Source organism: Senegalia sp. (in: firmicutes) (assembly GCF_052088025.1).
Taxonomy (GTDB): Bacteria; Bacillota; Clostridia; order Tissierellales; family SIT17; genus Anaeromonas.
In genome coordinates, this window is record NZ_JBQCYD010000002.1 from 25532 (window position 1) to 43251 (window position 17720).

Annotated in this window: 20 protein-coding genes; 17 read left to right on the top strand and 3 right to left on the bottom strand. The window is 26.1% G+C overall.

Annotated features, from left to right (window positions below; genetic code table 11):
- Nucleotides 1-45 precede the first annotated feature (45 nt).
- The 10 genes from rnc to trmD all read left to right on the top strand — a co-directional run bounded on the left by rnc (nt 46) and on the right by trmD (nt 10047).
- Nucleotides 46-759 (top strand): ribonuclease III, encoded by a 714-nt coding sequence (gene rnc, locus ACTHUW_RS00785; protein WP_442196495.1) that lies wholly within the window; start codon nt 46-48, stop codon nt 757-759.
- Nucleotides 759-1826 (top strand): elongator complex protein 3, encoded by a 1068-nt coding sequence (locus ACTHUW_RS00790; protein WP_442196494.1) that lies wholly within the window; start codon nt 759-761, stop codon nt 1824-1826. The genes rnc and ACTHUW_RS00790 overlap by 1 nt, the downstream gene beginning before the upstream one ends.
- 26 nt (nt 1827-1852) lie before the next feature.
- Nucleotides 1853-5437, top strand: a complete 3585-nt coding sequence (smc, locus tag ACTHUW_RS00795; RefSeq protein ID WP_442198928.1) for a chromosome segregation protein SMC — start codon at nt 1853-1855, stop codon at nt 5435-5437.
- Between the two features lie 13 nt (nt 5438-5450).
- Nucleotides 5451-6467 carry a signal recognition particle-docking protein FtsY gene (gene ftsY / locus ACTHUW_RS00800; RefSeq protein ID WP_442196492.1) on the top strand — a complete coding sequence of 339 codons (1017 nt, stop codon included), beginning with the start codon at nt 5451-5453 and terminating at the stop codon, nt 6465-6467.
- Between the two features lie 94 nt (nt 6468-6561).
- Nucleotides 6562-6936 (top strand): YlxM family DNA-binding protein, encoded by a 375-nt coding sequence (gene ylxM / locus ACTHUW_RS00805; RefSeq protein WP_442196491.1) that lies wholly within the window; start codon nt 6562-6564, stop codon nt 6934-6936.
- Complete coding sequence (gene ffh / locus ACTHUW_RS00810; RefSeq protein WP_442196490.1) at nt 6936-8279, top strand: signal recognition particle protein; 1344 nt, start codon at nt 6936-6938, stop codon at nt 8277-8279. Before ylxM ends, ffh begins: the two co-directional genes overlap by 1 nt.
- A 29-nt stretch (nt 8280-8308) precedes the next feature.
- Complete coding sequence (gene rpsP, locus ACTHUW_RS00815) at nt 8309-8578, top strand: 30S ribosomal protein S16 (protein WP_442196489.1); 270 nt, start codon at nt 8309-8311, stop codon at nt 8576-8578.
- Nucleotides 8579-8599: 21 nt separating this feature from the next.
- A complete protein-coding gene (locus ACTHUW_RS00820) occupies nt 8600-8827 on the top strand; it encodes a KH domain-containing protein (RefSeq protein WP_442196488.1) in 228 nt (75 codons plus the stop codon).
- A 51-nt stretch (nt 8828-8878) separates the two neighbouring features.
- A complete protein-coding gene (gene rimM, locus ACTHUW_RS00825; RefSeq protein WP_442196487.1) occupies nt 8879-9370 on the top strand; it encodes a ribosome maturation factor RimM in 492 nt (163 codons plus the stop codon).
- Nucleotides 9367-10047, top strand: coding sequence for a tRNA (guanosine(37)-N1)-methyltransferase TrmD (gene trmD, locus ACTHUW_RS00830; protein WP_442196486.1), 681 nt, complete (start codon nt 9367-9369; stop codon nt 10045-10047). The genes rimM and trmD overlap by 4 nt, the downstream gene beginning before the upstream one ends.
- 37 nt (nt 10048-10084) lie before the next feature.
- Here the strand turns inward: trmD and dapA are convergent, their stop codons facing one another.
- Entirely contained in the window at nt 10085-10960 is an 876-nt protein-coding gene (gene dapA / locus ACTHUW_RS00835) for a 4-hydroxy-tetrahydrodipicolinate synthase (RefSeq protein ID WP_442196485.1), read from the bottom strand.
- A 199-nt stretch (nt 10961-11159) separates the two neighbouring features.
- Between dapA and ACTHUW_RS00840 the strand changes: the two genes are divergently transcribed.
- Nucleotides 11160-12158: an aspartate kinase gene (locus ACTHUW_RS00840; RefSeq protein ID WP_442196484.1), complete on the top strand. Its 999-nt coding sequence runs from the start codon at nt 11160-11162 to the stop codon at nt 12156-12158.
- Between the two features lie 36 nt (nt 12159-12194).
- Here ACTHUW_RS00840 and ACTHUW_RS00845 read toward each other — a convergent pair whose 3' ends face one another.
- Together ACTHUW_RS00845 and dpsA are read right to left on the bottom strand one after the other, a co-directional pair.
- The gene (locus ACTHUW_RS00845) at nt 12195-12770 is read right to left on the bottom strand and encodes a dipicolinate synthase subunit B (protein ID WP_442196483.1); all 576 of its coding nucleotides are present in this window, start codon (nt 12768-12770) and stop codon (nt 12195-12197) included.
- Nucleotides 12770-13618, bottom strand: coding sequence for a dipicolinate synthase subunit DpsA (dpsA, locus tag ACTHUW_RS00850; protein ID WP_442196481.1), 849 nt, complete (start codon nt 13616-13618; stop codon nt 12770-12772). Before dpsA ends, ACTHUW_RS00845 begins: the two co-directional genes overlap by 1 nt.
- Nucleotides 13619-13805: 187 nt before the next feature.
- On the opposite strand from dpsA, the gene rplS reads away from it, so the two are divergent.
- From rplS to ACTHUW_RS00880, 6 genes are read left to right on the top strand one after another with little or no spacing between them, the layout of a single operon-like run.
- A complete protein-coding gene (rplS, locus tag ACTHUW_RS00855; protein ID WP_442196480.1) occupies nt 13806-14153 on the top strand; it encodes a 50S ribosomal protein L19 in 348 nt (115 codons plus the stop codon).
- 60 nt (nt 14154-14213) lie between these two features.
- On the top strand, nt 14214-15059 hold the full coding sequence (gene ylqF / locus ACTHUW_RS00860) for a ribosome biogenesis GTPase YlqF (protein ID WP_442210248.1): 846 nt from the start codon (nt 14214-14216) through the stop codon (nt 15057-15059).
- Between the two features lie 16 nt (nt 15060-15075).
- Nucleotides 15076-15681 carry a ribonuclease HII gene (locus ACTHUW_RS00865; protein ID WP_442196478.1) on the top strand — a complete coding sequence of 202 codons (606 nt, stop codon included), beginning with the start codon at nt 15076-15078 and terminating at the stop codon, nt 15679-15681.
- An 11-nt stretch (nt 15682-15692) separates the two neighbouring features.
- Nucleotides 15693-17090, top strand: coding sequence for a hypothetical protein (locus ACTHUW_RS00870; RefSeq protein ID WP_442196477.1), 1398 nt, complete (start codon nt 15693-15695; stop codon nt 17088-17090).
- Between the two features lie 8 nt (nt 17091-17098).
- Nucleotides 17099-17365 carry an EscU/YscU/HrcU family type III secretion system export apparatus switch protein gene (locus tag ACTHUW_RS00875; RefSeq protein WP_442196476.1) on the top strand — a complete coding sequence of 89 codons (267 nt, stop codon included), beginning with the start codon at nt 17099-17101 and terminating at the stop codon, nt 17363-17365.
- Nucleotides 17362-17718, top strand: coding sequence for a YraN family protein (locus ACTHUW_RS00880; RefSeq protein ID WP_442196475.1), 357 nt, complete (start codon nt 17362-17364; stop codon nt 17716-17718). Before ACTHUW_RS00875 ends, ACTHUW_RS00880 begins: the two co-directional genes overlap by 4 nt.
- The last annotated feature ends 2 nt before the right edge of the window (nt 17719-17720 follow it).

The following is a 17720-nucleotide window of genomic DNA, read 5'->3' on the forward strand; positions in this document are numbered from 1 at the left end:
TTATCTAAAGTACTTTTAAGTATATCAATTGACTGGAGGAATTGGATGAAAAATCTATCAAAAAAAAGAATGCAGAAATTAGAAGAATTTCAAAAAAAGATAAATTATAATTATAATAATATTAATTTATTAAATAAGGCATTGACTCATAGTTCATATGCTAATGAATTTAAGAGTAAAAAAATTCTTTATAATGAAAGGCTTGAATTTTTAGGAGATTCTGTACTGGGTTTAGTGGTAAGTGATTATATATTTAATAATTATAAGGATTTACCTGAAGGAGAACTTACAAAAGTTAGAGCTTTATCAGTATGTGAACCATCACTTGCAAAGAGATCTATAAAATTAAAAGTAGGTGAATATTTACTTCTTGGAAAAGGAGAAGAAGCTACTGGTGGGAGAAATAGAATAAGTATTCTATCAGATGCATTTGAAGCTATAATAGGATCAATTTATTTGGATGGAGGAATGGATGCTTCAAGAGAATTTATACTCGATAATTTACTTACAACTATAAAAGGTGCAGTAAGAGGAGAGGTATTACTTGATTACAAAACAGAGCTTCAAGAAATAATACAAAAAAATCCAAATAGTAATATAAAATATAATGTTATAAAAGAGGAAGGTCCTGATCACAATAAAAAATTCTATGTAGAGGTATTAAACAATGAAAAAATCTTAGGTAGTGGTGAAGGTAGTAGTAAAAAAGAGGCTGAACAAGATGCTGCAAAGCATGCCCTAACAAAGGTTAATAGTTAATGAAAAGTCATTACATAATACCTATATTCATCCCTCATAGAGGGTGTCCTCATGATTGCGTATTTTGTAATCAAAGGAAAATAACAGGACTAGATACTGATATTACAAATGAAGATATAGTAAACACTATAGAAGAACATTTAGCTACTATAAAAGCACAAAGTATAATAGAAATTGCATTCTTTGGTGGCAGCTTTACAGGGCTTGATATAGTTTCTCAAAGTTCCTTTTTAGAAATTGCTAAAAAATATAAAGATAATGGAAAAATTGATAAGATTAGATTATCTACAAGACCCGATTATATTAATGAAGAAATATTAAATAATTTAAAAGATTACTCAGTTGATATAATAGAATTAGGTGTTCAATCAATGGATGAAGGTGTTTTAAGTGCAAGTAATAGAGGCCATAATGTAGATGATGTATATAGAGCTATAAAACTTATAAAAAAATATGACTTTAATTTAGGATTACAAATGATGGTAGGATTAGTTAATGATACTTATGAAAAATCTCTTAATACTGCAAAGGAATTTGTAAAGTTAAAAGCTGATTTAGTAAGAATTTATCCTACATTGATTATAAAAGAAACATATTTAGAAAAACTATATAAAAATAATGAATATATACCATTTTCACTAGAAACTACAATAGATTATATAAAAGATATTTTAATGATTTTTAAATACAATAATATACCAGTAATAAGAATAGGGCTTCAACCTACTGACAATATATCTTTTGAAAAAGATGTAGTAACAGGTCCTCTTCATCCAGCTATAAGACAAATTATTGAGTCCAAAATTTATAAAGAAATAATAAAAATACTTTTAAAGGAAAAAGAATTTAATTCTAAAAATCTAAATATAAAATTAAATAATAAAATGATTTCTTTATTTGTAGGTTATAAGAGTGAAAATTTAAAAGATTTGAGAAAAAAGTTTAATGTTAAGATTATTCCAGATAATAATATAGACAAAATAGAAATTTATGATGGGGATGAGAATTACATTATAAATGAATCTTATTTTATAGAAAAATATTTAATAGAAAATAATATAATATAATTTTTATTATAAAGAGGGAAAATAAAATGTATTTGAAAAAACTAGAATTACAAGGATTCAAATCCTTTGCAGACAAAACTACAATTGATTTTGAAAGAGGAATAACAGGAGTAGTAGGACCAAATGGAAGTGGTAAAAGCAATATTTCTGATGCCATTAGATGGGTATTAGGAGAACAAAAAGTCAAAACTCTAAGAGGTTCTAAGATGGAAGATGTAATATTTGCAGGAACCTCTAAAAGAAAACCACTAGGTTTTAGTGAAGTAACTCTTGTATTGGATAATAAAAACAAAAAAATACCAATAGATTATTCAGAAGTGAGTGTCACAAGGAGAGTATACCGTTCAGGAGAAAGTGAATATTATATAAATAAATCTTCAGCTAGATTAAAAGATGTCAAAGAATTATTTATGGATACTGGTATAGGTACTGATGGATATTCTATTATTGGACAAGGTAAGATAGAAGAAATATTATCAAGCAAAGCAGAAGATAGAAGAAATTTGATAGAAGAAGCAGTTGGGATTGTAAAATATAAATCCAGAAAAAAAGAATCTGAAAAGAAATTAGATAAGACAAAAGAAAATTTAATAAGAATAAATGACATAATAGAAGAACTTTCTAAGAATATAGATTCTTTAAAGGAACAAAGTGAAAAAGCAAATGAATATATATCATTAAAAGAAAGATTAAAAAAAGTAGAAGTTAATTTATTTATTAGAGAGATAAGACAAAAGAAAAATGATATAAAACATCTAAATCACCAAAAAGAAGTAGTATTAGAAGAATATTCATCAATTAAAGAAACACAAAATAAGATTGAAGATGAATTTCAAAAGACAAAAAAATTAATAGAAGAAACAGATATTATAATAGAAGAAACTCAAAACAAAAAACAATCTATACAAAAGGATATAGAAAAAAAAGAAATTGATCTTAAAATCAACAATGAGAAAATTTCTTTTTTAAATAGAGAAATAATAAGGTTAGACTTAGAATTAGAGTCAAATATAGAATTAGTGGAAGAAAAAAAAGATGAATTATTAGAATTAAAAAATAAAAAAAATGATATTGATAATCAAATCAAGGATTTAAATCTAAGATTAGATAATATAAAGGAATCCTTAAAGATAAATGAATCAAATATAAAATTTTCAGAAGAAAATATTGAAAAGAAAAAATCTACCATAATAGATATATTAAATAATATTACAGAGAAAAAAGGTAAGATTAATACAATAGAATCATTTAATAAAAATATGAATAAAAGAGAAAAAGATATATTAGAAGAAAAAAATGAATTGATTAAGCGAAAAGAAAGTATAAAAAATGAAACAATTTCTATTAGTGAAGAAATAGATTATCTTAAAGAAGAATTAAAGATTAATATTAATAAAAAAGATAATATTTTAAATAACAAAGAGATGAATCAAGAAAAATTAGAAAAGTATAGCGATAATATTAATAAATTAAGTGCTAGTATTGATTCAAATATATCTCGTTTTAAAATGTTAAATAATACAAAAGAAAGATATGAAGGATATTATAAGGGTGTAAAAAACATACTATTAGCCACTAAAAAAGACAATCAATTTGGATCTGGTCTAAAGGGAGTAGTAGCAGAATTAATAGAAACCGAAGAAAAATATGAAAAAGCTATTGAGATAGCCTTAGGAGGAGCACTACAAAATATAGTAACTGAATCAAAAGAGGATGCAAAAAGATTTATTGATTATTTAAAGAAAAATAAATTAGGAAGGGTTACATTTCTCCCACTAGAGTCTATTAAGGCTCGAAACAATCATACAAATTTAGAAAATTTATTATCAGAAGATGGGGTATATGGGATAGCTTCTTCACTTATAAAATTTGATGATGTATATAAGGACATATTTGAATATTTATTAGGACGTATAATATTAATAAAAGATTTAAATACTGGAATTTCTATATCAAGAAAATTCAAAAATTCATTTAAATTAGTAACCTTAGAAGGTGATGTGATCAATACTTCTGGTTCTATGACAGGAGGGGATTATAAAAACAATAATTCTACAAGTTTAATAGGTAGGGATAGGGAAATTGAAGATCTTAAAGATCAAATTAATAGTCTAAAAGAAAAACATGAGAATATGATATTAAAACATTCACAATTTAAAAAGGAAATTATAAAAGGAGAAAAAGAACTAGAAAAATTAAATGAATATATAAACACTTTAAAAATTGATATTAATAATAAAGAGAATAAAAATTATAATTTAAATGAACAAAGTAGGGAAATAGAAAACAGGGTAAGTAGACATTTAAAAGAATTAAATAATATTAAAGAAGAAAATAAAAACTCTGAAAATAGGGTTAATAAAATTAAAGAAGAAATAAGAGAATTAGAAAATAAAAATAATTTAACTAAAGAAAATGTAGAAATAGATTTTAAAAAACATAATAAAGAAAAGGAAAAAATAACACAACTGAGTAATCTTATAACTAAATTAAAAATTAGTTTAACTTCTTTAGAAGGAAATAAGAAAGAAATATTAAATACTATTAAAAGATTAGAATTAGAAATAAATTCAGCTAATGAAAAAGAAGATACAATAAAAGAAGATATTAAAATTAAAGAAAAAGATATTAAAAATACTGAAAAGTTATTAGATAGTATTGATATAGGAAAAATAAATTTAGAAACAAAGCTTACAAAATGTAATTCAGAATTAGTAGAATCTAAAAACAAAAAGAGACTATATTTAAATAGTTTTTATAAAGAACAAGAAAATTCTAAAGAAGTTAATGAAAATATATCACAAATACAAAAAAGTTTAAATGCAATCGATGTAAATATTACAAAATCAGAAACAAGTTTAGAAAATTATAATCATAAACTTTGGGATGAATATGAATTTACTCTTGAAATGGCACTTGAATTTGAAGAAGAAATTGAAAACTTAATTAAAGTTCAATCTCAGATAAAAGAATATAAAAGAAAAATAAAGAGCCTTGGAAATATAAACTTAGATTCCATAGAAGAATATAAGGATATTTCTAATAGATATGAATTTTTAACTGGACAAAAAGAAGATTTAAAAAATGCAAAAAAAAGTTTGGAAAAAGTTATAAAAGATATGGAAGTAAAAATGGAAGATTTATTTTTAGAAAAATTTAAAATAATAAAACAAAATTTTAAAGAAGTTTTTGAAAAATTATTTGGAGGAGGTAAAACAGATATATTTTTAGTAGATAAGGAAGATGTTTTGGCTAGTGATATAGAAATAATAGCTCAACCTCCTGGCAAAAAACTTCAAAATATTAATTTGCTTTCTGGTGGAGAGAAATCTCTTACGGCTATTTCTCTCTTATTTGCTATCTTAAAGCTTAAACCTACTCCTTTTTGTGTTTTAGATGAGATAGAGGCAGCACTAGATGATGCAAATGTAGTAAGATTTTCAGAGTATCTAAGAGAGTTTGCAGATAAAACTCAATTTATAGTAATAACACATAGAAAAGGAACGATGGAAACAGTTGATTCTTTATATGGAGTGACTATGGAGGAAAATGGTATAAGTAAACTGCTATCAGTTAAGTTATCAGATTTATTAAAAGAAAAGGCTAGTTAAGGGAGAGGAAAGAATGTTTGAAATATTTAAGAAAAATAAAAATCAAGAAGATGTTAAAAAGGATGAAAAAATAGAAGAGACTAATTATGAAGAAAGTGTTGAAGATGAAAAGAAAGGATTTTTTGGTAAATTAAAAGATGGTTTAGAAAAAACTAGAAGAGGAATTACATCTAAGGTTGATGATATAATAAAACAATATCAAAAAATTGATGAAGAACTTTTTGAAGAATTAGAAGAAGTTCTTATTATGGCAGATGTAGGATTTGAAACTACTGAAAAGATAATAGAAAATGTGAAAGATAAGGTGAGGGAAAGAAAACTTACTGAAGCTAGTGATGTTAAGGGAGTTTTAAAGGAAGAATTAAAAGAAATACTAGAAAATGTTGATGGAAGTAGCAAATTAAATATAGAGCCTTCACCTTCTGTAATATTAGTAGTAGGAGTAAATGGTGTAGGAAAGACTACTACTATTGGAAAATTAGCTTATAGATATAGAAACAAAGGCAAAAGTATACTTATTGCTGCCGGGGATACTTTTAGAGCAGCTGCAATAGAACAACTGAATGAATGGACTACAAGGGCTAATGTTGATCTTATTTCTCACAAAGAAGGCTCTGATCCTGCTGCTGTCATATTTGATGGTATTCAAGCAGCTAAGGCTAGAGAAACTGATATTTTAATATGTGATACAGCAGGAAGGCTTCATAATAAAAAGAATCTTATGAATGAATTAAATAAAATAATGAGAATTGTAGAAAGAGAATATCCTGAAGCTACAAAAGAAATATTACTTGTATTAGATGCTACTACAGGTCAAAATGCTGTAATGCAAGCAAAGGTTTTTAAAGAAGCTTGTAATATAAGTGGAATTGCACTTACAAAATTGGATGGTACAGCTAAGGGTGGAGTAATTTTTGCTGTACAATCAGAATTAAATGTTCCTGTGAAACTTGTGGGTGTAGGTGAAGGAGTAGATGATTTACAAGAGTTTGATAGTGAAACTTTTATAGATGCAATTTTTCCGGAATAAATATTTGACAAATATAAAAAAATGTTATACAATACATCTGTCAAGTTAATAGCTTTACAGATGTATTTATTATTACAATGAAAAGGTTGATTTTATGTTTGAAAAAGTAGTGGAGATTGGTTTATTGTTTGATTTTTATGGTAAGCTATTAAGTTTAAGGCAATTTCAAGCTATTGAATTGTATTATATACATGATTTAACATTGACCGAAATTGGTGAGCAACTAGAAATAAGCAGGCAAGGAGCTTATGATTTAGTTAAAAGGGCTGAAGGGTTTTTATATAAATATGAAGATACTTTAGGGCTTGTAGAAAGATTTGAATTAAACAGAAAAAAAGCACAGGAATTAAGGATTTTACTCCAAAAATTAAAAACTGATTCTAATATAATTAATGATGAAAATAAAAAAACATTTGATGAAATAGACTTAATCATTAAGCAATTACTTGGAAATCAGGAGGTGAAATAATGGTATTTGAAAGTTTAGGTGAAAAGCTTCAGAAAACTCTTGGAAAGTTAAAAGGTAAGGGTAAATTAAACGAAAAAGATGTAAAAGAAGCAATGAGGGAAGTAAAACTTGCACTTCTTGAAGCAGATGTTAACTTTAAAGTTGTAAAAAACTTTGTTAATAAAGTAAAAGAGAGATCTATAGGTCAAGAAGTTATGGAAAGTCTGACTCCTGGTCAACAAGTTATAAAAATTGTTAATGAAGAACTTACAGAACTTATGGGTAAAGAAGAAAGCAAAATAAATTTTTCTGATAATCCACCAACTATAATCATGCTCTGTGGACTTCAAGGGGCAGGTAAAACTACTTTATCAGGAAAACTTGGAAATTTACTTAAAAAGAAAGGTAAAAGACCACTCTTAGTAGCTTGTGATATATATAGGCCAGCAGCAATTAAGCAACTTGAAGTTGTAGGAAAGCAAGTAGATATTCCGGTGTTTACCATGGGTGATAAGCAAGACCCTGTAAATATTGCTAAAGCAGGAGTTGAACATGCTAAGAAGAATGGTAATGATTTAGTAATCATAGATACAGCAGGTAGACTTCACATTGATGAAGGGTTAATGGATGAACTTGGGAATATAAAAGAAAATATAAAACCAAATGAAATTTTACTTGTAGTTGATGCAATGACTGGTCAAGATGCTGTGACAGTTGCAGAAAGCTTCGATGAAAAATTAAACATAGATGGTGTAGTACTTACAAAACTAGATGGTGATGCAAGAGGAGGAGCTGCTTTATCAATTAGAGCAGTAACAGGAAAACCTCTAAAATTTGTAGGTATGGGCGAAAAATTAGATGATTTAGAACCATTTCATCCTGATAGGATGGCATCAAGAATTCTTGGAATGGGAGATGTTTTATCTCTTATTGAGAAGGCTCAAGCAAATATTGATCAAAAAAAAGCTATGGAACTTGAAAAGAAACTTAGAACTCAACAATTTACTTTTGATGATTTCCTAGATCAATTAGAACAAATGAAAAATATGGGGCCTATGAGTCAAATTTTAGAAATGATTCCAGGAATGAATAATAAACAAATGAAAAACTTTAATGTAGATGATAAAGAACTAGTTAAAATAGAAGCTATTATCAAATCAATGACTAAAGGTGAAAGAACAGAACCTGCTATTATTGATGGAAGTAGAAGAAAGAGAATAGCTCGTGGTAGTGGTACTAATATACAAGATGTAAATAGACTTTTAAAGCAATTTAAAGAAACTAAGAAAATGATGAAGAAATTTTCTAGTATGGAAAAAAGTATGAAAAAAAAGGGAAGTATGAACTTGCCATTTTTTAAATAAATATATAAGATTTAAAGGAGGTGAAATTAATGTCAGTTAAAATAAGATTAAAAAGAATGGGAGCTAAAAAGAGACCTTTTTACAGAATTGTAGTTGCAGATTCTCGTTCTCCAAGAGATGGAAGATTTATTGAAGAAATTGGTTATTATAATCCTATTTCAGAACCTAAAGAAATTAAAATAGATGATGAAAGAGCAATTGAGTGGTTAAGTAATGGTGCAAAACCAACTGATACTGTAAACAGTCTTTTCAAAAACAATGGTGTTATTCAAAAATTTGAAGAATCCAAAAAAGCATAATAGCTTTTAGGGGGTGAAAAGTTGAAAGATTTAGTAGAAATGATTGCGAAATCACTTGTAGATGATCCAGATGCTGTAGAAGTAAATGAAGTAGAAGGATCTCAATCAGTTATTATAGAAGTAAAGGTAGCCCCAGATGATATGGGTAAGATAATTGGTAAACAAGGGAGAATAGCTAAAGCTATAAGAACTGTTGTTAAGGCAGCTGCTATAAAAGAAAATAAAAGAGTAGTTGTAGAGATTATATAAAGAGATTAGTTTAACTAATCTCTTTTTTAAATATTTAGAGGAGTTATAGATATGAATAAAATAAAAGTTGGAAAAATAATCAATACTCATGGATTAAAAGGTGAATTAAAGATATTAGCTCTAACAGATGATGAAAATAGATTTGAAGATTTAAATGAAATTTATATTGAAGATACTAAATATACTATAGAAAAAGTTAGATATAAAAAGAATTTTCCTATGATAAAATTTAAAGAGTTCTCTGATATAAATGAAGTCTTGAAATTTAAGGATAAATATATTTATATAGATGAAAAAGATTTAGTTGAATTAGAAAAGGATAGTTATTTTATATTTCAAATAAAAGGTCTAATGGTAAAAACTGTAGATGGATTAGAGATAGGAATAGTAAAGGATGTTCTAAGTCCAGGTGCAAATGATGTGTATGTCGTAGATGGTAAGGAGAAAGATCATCTCATTCCAGCAGTAAAAGAATTTATAAAAGATATTAACTTAGATGAAGGGCATATAATTATAAAACCTATAGAGGGGTTACTTGAATGAAAATAGATGTCTTAACTCTTTTTCCTCAGATGTTTGATTCTGTTTTAGGAGAAAGTATTACAGGTAAAGCAATAAAAAACAAGATAGTAGATATAAATTATATCAACATAAGAGACTTTTCAAATAATAAACACAATAAAGTAGATGATTATCCTTTTGGTGGAGGTCCAGGTATGGTAATGAAACCAGGTCCTATATATAGGGCTATAGAAAGTGTTAAAAAAGAAAATACCAGAGTGGTCTATCTTTCCCCCAAGGGCCAGGTCTACAATCAAAGTCTTGCAAATGAGTTTTCAAAAGAAAATCATATAATCTTTTTATGTGGACATTATGAAGGAATAGACAATAGGATAATAGAAAATTATATAACAGATATGGTTTCTATAGGTGATTATGTTTTAACTGGTGGAGAAATACCTGCAATGGCAGTGATAGATTCTATAGTAAGGTTACTTCCAGGAGTATTAAAGAGTGAAGAGTCATTTAAAGATGAATCTCACTATAATGGCCTCTTAGAAGCACCTCAATATACAAGACCACGGGATTTTAATGGATATTTAGTTCCTGAAATCTTATTTTCTGGAGATCATAAAAGAGTTGACGATTGGAGAAAAGAAGAATCTTTTAAACTCACTAAAAAAAATAGACCTGATTTACTTAAAAACCATGATAGATAAAGAATATTCTTTATCTATCATGGTTTTTATTTTATAATTATAAAATATCTAATTTTTTTAAATTATCTCTTATAATTTCAAGTTCTTTTTTTCTTGCATCTATAAGTGGAAGTCTTACACCTCCTACCTTTATATCTATCATATTAAGAGCTGATTTGATAGGAACAGGATTTGAGACTATAAATAAATCTCTAAATATATCTAATAATTTAAAATGTATTTTCTTAGCTTTTTCTACATTTCCTTCTATAAAGAAATTTATCATATTATTCATTTCTTTTCCTACAATATGAGAACATACACTTACTACTCCATAAACTCCAACTGCCATAGATGGAAGTAGAGAAATATCATCTCCGGAATAAACTTTAAAATCTTCTGGTGTTCTCTTTACAATATCAGCTATTTGACTTATATTCCCACTAGCTTCCTTTAGGGCAACAATATTATTGATTTTTGATAGCTTTTCTACGGTTTCTGGCAACATATTACAAGCAGTTCTTCCTGGAACATTATATAGCATTATAGGCAAATCTACTTTCTCAGCTATTTCTTTAAAATGAGCATATAAAGAATTTTGACAAGGTTTATTATAATATGGAGTAACTATTAATAAACCATCAACTCCAGCTTCCTTTGCTTCTATAGCATTTTTAATAGTTTCATCAGTAGCATTTGTTCCTACTCCTGCTATGATAGGTATATTTACATTTTCTTTTATTTTTTTGTATAATTTTATCTTTTCTTCTGCTTTAAGAGTTGGAGCTTCTCCTGTAGTACCTGTAATAACTAAGGCAGTATTCCCTATTTCAACGAGCTTTTTAGCAAGTGATATAGCACTTTCATAATTAACATTTAAATTTTCATCAAAAGGTGTAACCATAGCTGTAATCATTCTTCCCCAATTAGTCATTTATAATCTCCTTTCAAATAAAAAACAAAATTTATTTCATAATAGTATTTTATGTTAATGCTTTTTATATGTTCTTAACTATATGTGATTTAACCATTTTATAAATTATGAATATCATATAAGAGAAGGGCAAATTTAAATAAAAATTAAATTGCTGAACTTCTAATAGCAAGAAATCATAAGTATTAGGAGTGATATTATGAATATTATTGTACAAAAATATGGTGGAACATCTCTTAGAGAAATTTCTAATAAAAGCAAATTTTTATTTCATATAAGAGAATGTATAAATAAAGGAAATAAACTAGTTGTAGTTGTTTCAGCTATAGGAAGAAAGGGAGAAGCTTACGCGACAGATACACTCATTGAACAATTAGAAAAAATTAGTAGTAAAATCAATCCAAAGAAAAAAGATCTTATCATGTCTTGTGGTGAAATAATATCTGCAGCTACTATTGGTCATTTATTAGATAGTGAAAACATTCCTTGTGAGGTTTTAACAGGCTATCAAGCTGGAATATTGACAGATGATAATTTTACTAAGTCTAAAATATTAAATATAGATACCTCTATAATAAATAAATATCTTAATCAAAACAAAGTTGTCGTTGTAGCAGGGTTTCAAGGAAAGACAATAAAGGATGAAATAACTACTTTAGGTAGAGGTGGTAGTGATACAACAGCAGTAGCTTTAGGAAGCTATTTAAAGGCTGATAGGGTAGATATATTTACAGATGTAGAAGGAGTTGCCTTTATAGATCCTAATTTAATAAAAAATCCTAAATATATTAAAGAAATCTCCTATGATGATATGTATAAATTAGCAATAAACGGTGTTTCTGTTCTTCATCCTAGAGCTGTGATGATTGGTAAGGAGTATGATACTAAAATACAAATACGTTCAACTAATTTAAAAAAGAAAGGTACTATAGTTACTAATCTAGATAATCAAAAAACAAATAAAGTTTTAGGTATAGCTATAAAAAATGAAAATAATAAAACTATAATTTCTGTTTTATTTAATAATATTTATAGGGATACAATAATAAAAAAAGCATCTGAATATATAAATAAAGAATATAAAAAAAGTCAGAGAAATATTGATGTCATATACGATCAAGATAAAGTATCATTTATAATTGATTGCAATCAATTATATTATCATATTAATAAATTATATAATTTATTTTCAAATTAAAAAAATCTATCATATGATAGATTTTTTTAATTATTTTCATAAAATAGGTTGTATTTGATTTCCATTCAATGCTTCTTCAATGGTAGGTTTTATTTTATCAAAATGTGATACTAATGATTTGGGTTTTTTAAATGGTGCATCTTGATTAAAAGGTACAAAATATATATTTTTAGCATTCATAAGCAATCCAATATTTTTTAAGCTAGCACCTAAACCATCATTTGTAGCTATAGAAAGAACTACTGGTTTATTATTTCTTATATGGGCTTTCACAGCCATAGTAACAGCACCATCTGTTATGCCATTTGCAAGTTTTGCAATTGTATTTCCACTACAAGGTGCAACTATTAATAAATCTAAATCTAATTTTGGACCTATTGGCTCTGATTCCACTATATTTTTAATAATATCTTTATTTGTAATTTTTTTAAATTTATCTTTCCATTCTTTTGCACTTCCAAATCTAGTATCATAAATATCGACTGATTCTGAAATTATGGGATATATGTCGCATCCTTCTTTAGCTAGCTTTTCTATTTCAGGAAACACATTATGAAAATTACAAAATGAACCTGTTATTGCAAAACCAATTTTTTTATTTTTTAATGACATTATAACATCTTCCTTTCCTCAATAATATTATAAATAGTATCTTTTATTATTTTTGCAGCAGTAATTGGAGCTACCTTTCCTGGAAGTCCTAATGCCCAATTAACATTTAAATTCATTTCTTTAGCTTTTATGAAATCTACTCCTCCTGGTTTTGAAGCAAGATCTATTATTAAAGTATCTTTATTTAAATTACATAATTCTTTTTCTTTTAGTATAAGACTAGGGATTGTATTAAATATAATATTTATATTTGATAAACTTTGATTTAATTTATATAAATCAATAGCTTTATATCCATTTGTATTTATCCAAGCAAGATCTGCTTTTTTTCTTGCAGCCACATAAGTGTTAGCGCCAATACCATTTAACATTTTAGATAAAACCTTTCCAATTCTACCATAGCCTAAAACTAAGGCATTAGAACTTGAAATTGTTACTTGTAATTTTTCCATAGCTATACTAATAGCACCTTCAGCAGTAGGTATAGCATTTAAAATTTGCATTTCTTCTCTATCAAAGTAATCAATTATATTAATATTATTACTAATACATTTATCTGAAAAATCTTTATCTATTTTACCTCCCAGTAGTAATTGATCTTTACTCATCAATTCTAATAAAGAAGTTAAATTTATTTGTTCTTCTAAAATACTAAAGGGTAATGGTCCAATAATTATATCTGAACCTTTTATTGCATCTTCTAAAGATTCACTTTGTTTTATTCTTAAGTTTTTATTTACTTTATCAAAGCCAAACACATTAACTGGATTTTTACTTTCTAAAAGTAAATTTATTAGTTCTATACTTCTTTTATCCCCACCTAAAACAGTAAATTTCTTATTTGACATTAGAAAACCTCCAAAAAAATTTAATTTAATATATCATATGTAAGAAGATATTAAAGTGATATAAGAAAAAAATAAATAAATAAAAATAATTTGTAAAATAAGCTCTAGTATGCTATAATAACATGGGTAACACGGACGGTCCTCTATTTTTTTGATATGAACGTCTAGAGGAAGGGAGGTTATACAAATGGAAATAATTAAAAGAATTGAGCAAGAACAAGTGAGCAATGAACTACCTAAATTTAATTCTGGTGATACTGTACAAGTACATTACAAAATTAAAGAAGGTACTAGAGAAAGAGTTCAGGTTTTTGAAGGTACTGTAATCAAAAGACAAGGCGGAAGCAATAGAGAAACTTTTACTGTAAGAAGAATTTCTTATGGAGTAGGGGTAGAGAGAACTTTTGCGCTACATTCACCTAAAATCGACAAATTAGTAGTAACTAGAAGAGGTAAGGTAAGAAGATCTAAATTATACTACTTAAGAGAAAGAACTGGTAAGAGAGCTAAAGTTAAAGAAAAAAGAAATTATTAATAAAGGATGGGACTGGAAACAGTCCCATTATTTAATATAAAAAAGTATTGAGGTGTTTTTATGAATATTAATTGGTTTCCAGGACATATGAAAAAAACCAAAGAATTATTGCAGACAAATTTAAAATTAGTAGATGTAGTATATGAACTTATTGATTCACGCATACCCTTAAGTAGTAGAAATCCAGAAATTGATAAAATCATAATGAATAAGCCTAGAATTGTTATAATGAATAAATCAGATCTGAGTGATCCTATTATAAATAAAGAATGGATAAAATACTTTAAAGAAAAAGGTATTAATACTATATTGATAGATTCTATAAAGAAAAAAGGAATATCTGAACTTACAAAAGAGACGGAATTAGTTGTAAAGGAAAAAAAAGAAAGACAATTAAATAGAGGCATTAAAAACAGACCTATAAGAGCTATGATTGTTGGGGTACCAAATGTTGGAAAGTCTACATTAATTAATACACTTTCTCGTAAGAAGAGTGCAAAGACTGGTGATAGACCAGGTGTTACTAAAGGTAAACAATGGATAAAGTTAAAAGGAAATATTGAATTACTAGATACACCAGGAATATTATGGCCTAAATTTGAGGATCAAGAAATTGCAAAAAAACTTGCTTTTACAGGTGCTATAAAAGATGAAATAATGGATATTGAAACTTTAGCATTGAAATTATTAGAAAAACTTATAGTACTAGCACCATTTAAATTAGAAAAACGTTATAATATAGAAACTGAGAATAAAACAGCCCTAGAAGTTATGGATGAAATAGCACTTAAAAGAGGTGCAATATTAAAACAATCAGAAATTGACTATTCTAGAGTTGCTAATATAATATTAGATGAATTTAGAGATGGTACAATAGGTAATATTTCACTTGAAATACCTAGCTAATGATTGGAGTTTTTAGATGTTAAAAATAGAAACAGATATTTGGAATAATGGATATGAATATATAGCATGTATAGATGAAGTAGGAAGAGGTTGCCTTGCTGGAGATGTAGTAGCTTGTGCTGTAGTCATGCCTAAAGATTTGCTTATTGAAGGAGTAAAAGATTCAAAAAAAGTAACTCCTAAAAATAGAGAAAAATTATATGATATTATATATGAAAAATCACTTGCCATAGGTATTGGTTCTGTAGATAATAAAATAATAGATAAGATAAATATCAAAAATAGTACTCATTTAGCTATGAAAAAAGCTATAGAGAATTTGAAAACCAAGACTGGAGAAGTTATAAAACCGGATATGCTTCTTATAGATGCAGAAAAAATTGATATAGATATAAAACAAACTAGTATCATAAAAGGAGATGCTAAATGCCATGGTATTGCTGCAGCTTCTATAATGGCTAAGGTTTATAGAGATAGGATATTAGTTGAGTTAGCTAAGGAATATACTGGATATGCATTAGAGAAAAATAAAGGTTATGGTACAAAAGAACATAGGGATGCTTTAAAAGAAATTGGACCTAGTCCAATTCATAGAATGACATTTTTAAAAAATATATTATAATTGGTGATAATATGAGAATAGATAATTTATATTCATTGATAAATAAAAAAAACGAAACATTAAATAAAGATATTCTTGTAAAGAATTCTATAATTAATGCTAAGCTTTTAGAAAAATCAGGAGATCATTTAATATTAAAACTTTCAAATGGTGAAATAATAAAAGCTGAGACTAAAATACCTATGGATATAGACCAAAATGAAAATATGAGTTTCATAGTAAAGGAAAAACAAGGTGAAACAATATATATAAAACCTATTTTAAGCTCTGAAGAAAAACTATCCATCAATTTAACAGATAAGATTTTAAATGAATATAATTTATCAAAAAACAAAGAAAATATCACCTTAATTAAAGGACTTATAAATTTAGATATGAATATTAGTAAAGAAAATATAAAATATATTTCCAATAACATAAATGCATTGGAAATATTATATGAGAATGTAAAAGAAGAATCATTTGTAAAATCTTCAAATGATAATAATTTAAACAGTAATATATTAAATGAAGATTTGATAAATTTAATAGATGGAAAATCTCAATTGTCTAATAGCGAAAAAAATATTATCATAAGTTTTTTTGATGATTTAAATATAAGTAACAATGAATTAAATATTAAAGAAAATACAATTAAATCCATATTATTTTTAATTAAAAATAATATGGATTTAAACATAAAAAATTTAAAATTAACTATGGATATAATAGAAGGAAAGAACTTTTTATCAAATAATATATTAGAAATAAAGAATAGCATTAAAAATAATCCGGAATTTAAAGATATAGAAAGAAAGTTAGAATACATATTAAATATAGATGATAAAATTAAAGACATAAATAGCAAAGATACTAATAATAAAAATGCCAAAGATTTTAATAATGAAAATGCCAAAGATTTCATAAAAGACTATTATAAGGATATATCTAAGCTTGTAAGAGAATTATCAACTAAAGTAAAAGAAAATGAAAGTTTATCTAGTAAAATAAAGGATATAAATGAAGAAATTAAGTTTATAAAAGATATAAATAAAAATATGGATTTTTTCTATATGCCAATTAATATAAAAAATAAGGATAACTTAGATAAAATCTATATGTTTAATAAAAATAAAGGGAAATTAAGTAAGGATAAGATAAAAATATATTTTTCATTGAATACTCTTAATTTAGATAAGCTTGATATAATTTATGAAGTTATAGATAGTAAAAATATTATTAAATTTAATTGCAAGAACAAAGAAATCAAAGATTATATTGATGAAAATAAAGGTAGATTAGATGTATATTTAGAATCTATAAATATAAAAAACACAACTATAAAGGTAGATATAAAAAAAGAAGATATTTATTTTGAACCATTAGAAGATATAGATTTTGATAATTATATATTTGATGCTAGGGTGTGAAAAAATATATGAAAAATCCTAATATAGCTATAGCTATAAAATATAAATCTGACATTGATAAGGCACCTAAAATTGTAGCAAAGGGCAAGGGAATTGTTGCAAGCAATATAATAAAAAGGGCTAAAAGTTCTGATGTATTTATAAATGAAGATGAAAATTTAGCTAATAAGCTCTATAATATAGAACTAGGCAATGAAATACCTTTAGAACTTTATGAAGCAGTTGCAAGCATTTTGGCTTTTGTATATGAGATTGATGAGGAGAAGAATAAATGAAAAAACAAAATAAAATTAAAGGTGATATTGGAGAAGAAATAGCAATAAAATCCTTGCTAGGTAAAGGGTATATGATATTAGAAAAAAACTTTACTACAAAAATAGGTGAAATAGATATAATAGCAAAAGATAAAGATATAGTAGCTTTTATAGAAGTTAAATCTAGGTTAAATTCAAATTACGGTAATCCCTATGAAGCAGTAAATATAAAAAAACAAAGAAAAATAATCAATACTGCAAAACTATATCAAAAATACAACAATCTTTATAACACTCAATTTAGATTTGATATAATAGAAATTTATGTAGATGAAAATAAAATAAATCACATAGTAAATGCCTTTTGGGCTTAAAA

Excerpts from the sequence above, each read along its gene's own strand:
- ylxM (WP_442196491.1), top strand. The coding sequence starts at position 6,562 with ATGTTTGAAAAAGTAGTGGAGATTGGTTTATTGTTTGATTTTTATGGT.
- ACTHUW_RS00790 (WP_442196494.1), top strand. The coding sequence starts at position 759 with ATGAAAAGTCATTACATAATACCTATATTCATCCCTCATAGAGGGTGT.
- dapA (WP_442196485.1), bottom strand. The coding sequence starts at position 10,960 with ATGACTAATTGGGGAAGAATGATTACAGCTATGGTTACACCTTTTGAT.
- ylqF (WP_442210248.1), top strand. The coding sequence starts at position 14,214 with ATGAATATTAATTGGTTTCCAGGACATATGAAAAAAACCAAAGAATTA.
- smc (WP_442198928.1), top strand. The coding sequence starts at position 1,853 with ATGTATTTGAAAAAACTAGAATTACAAGGATTCAAATCCTTTGCAGAC.
- ACTHUW_RS00840 (WP_442196484.1), top strand. The coding sequence starts at position 11,160 with ATGAATATTATTGTACAAAAATATGGTGGAACATCTCTTAGAGAAATT.
- rnc (WP_442196495.1), top strand. The coding sequence starts at position 46 with ATGAAAAATCTATCAAAAAAAAGAATGCAGAAATTAGAAGAATTTCAA.
- ACTHUW_RS00875 (WP_442196476.1), top strand. The coding sequence starts at position 17,099 with ATGAAAAATCCTAATATAGCTATAGCTATAAAATATAAATCTGACATT.
- ACTHUW_RS00870 (WP_442196477.1), top strand. The coding sequence starts at position 15,693 with ATGAGAATAGATAATTTATATTCATTGATAAATAAAAAAAACGAAACA.
- trmD (WP_442196486.1), top strand. The coding sequence starts at position 9,367 with ATGAAAATAGATGTCTTAACTCTTTTTCCTCAGATGTTTGATTCTGTT.
- ACTHUW_RS00865 (WP_442196478.1), top strand. The coding sequence starts at position 15,076 with ATGTTAAAAATAGAAACAGATATTTGGAATAATGGATATGAATATATA.
- ACTHUW_RS00880 (WP_442196475.1), top strand. The coding sequence starts at position 17,362 with ATGAAAAAACAAAATAAAATTAAAGGTGATATTGGAGAAGAAATAGCA.
- rpsP (WP_442196489.1), top strand. The coding sequence starts at position 8,309 with ATGTCAGTTAAAATAAGATTAAAAAGAATGGGAGCTAAAAAGAGACCT.
- ftsY (WP_442196492.1), top strand. The coding sequence starts at position 5,451 with ATGTTTGAAATATTTAAGAAAAATAAAAATCAAGAAGATGTTAAAAAG.
- ACTHUW_RS00845 (WP_442196483.1), bottom strand. The coding sequence starts at position 12,770 with ATGTCATTAAAAAATAAAAAAATTGGTTTTGCAATAACAGGTTCATTT.
- rplS (WP_442196480.1), top strand. The coding sequence starts at position 13,806 with ATGGAAATAATTAAAAGAATTGAGCAAGAACAAGTGAGCAATGAACTA.
- ffh (WP_442196490.1), top strand. The coding sequence starts at position 6,936 with ATGGTATTTGAAAGTTTAGGTGAAAAGCTTCAGAAAACTCTTGGAAAG.
- dpsA (WP_442196481.1), bottom strand. The coding sequence starts at position 13,618 with ATGTCAAATAAGAAATTTACTGTTTTAGGTGGGGATAAAAGAAGTATA.
- rimM (WP_442196487.1), top strand. The coding sequence starts at position 8,879 with ATGAATAAAATAAAAGTTGGAAAAATAATCAATACTCATGGATTAAAA.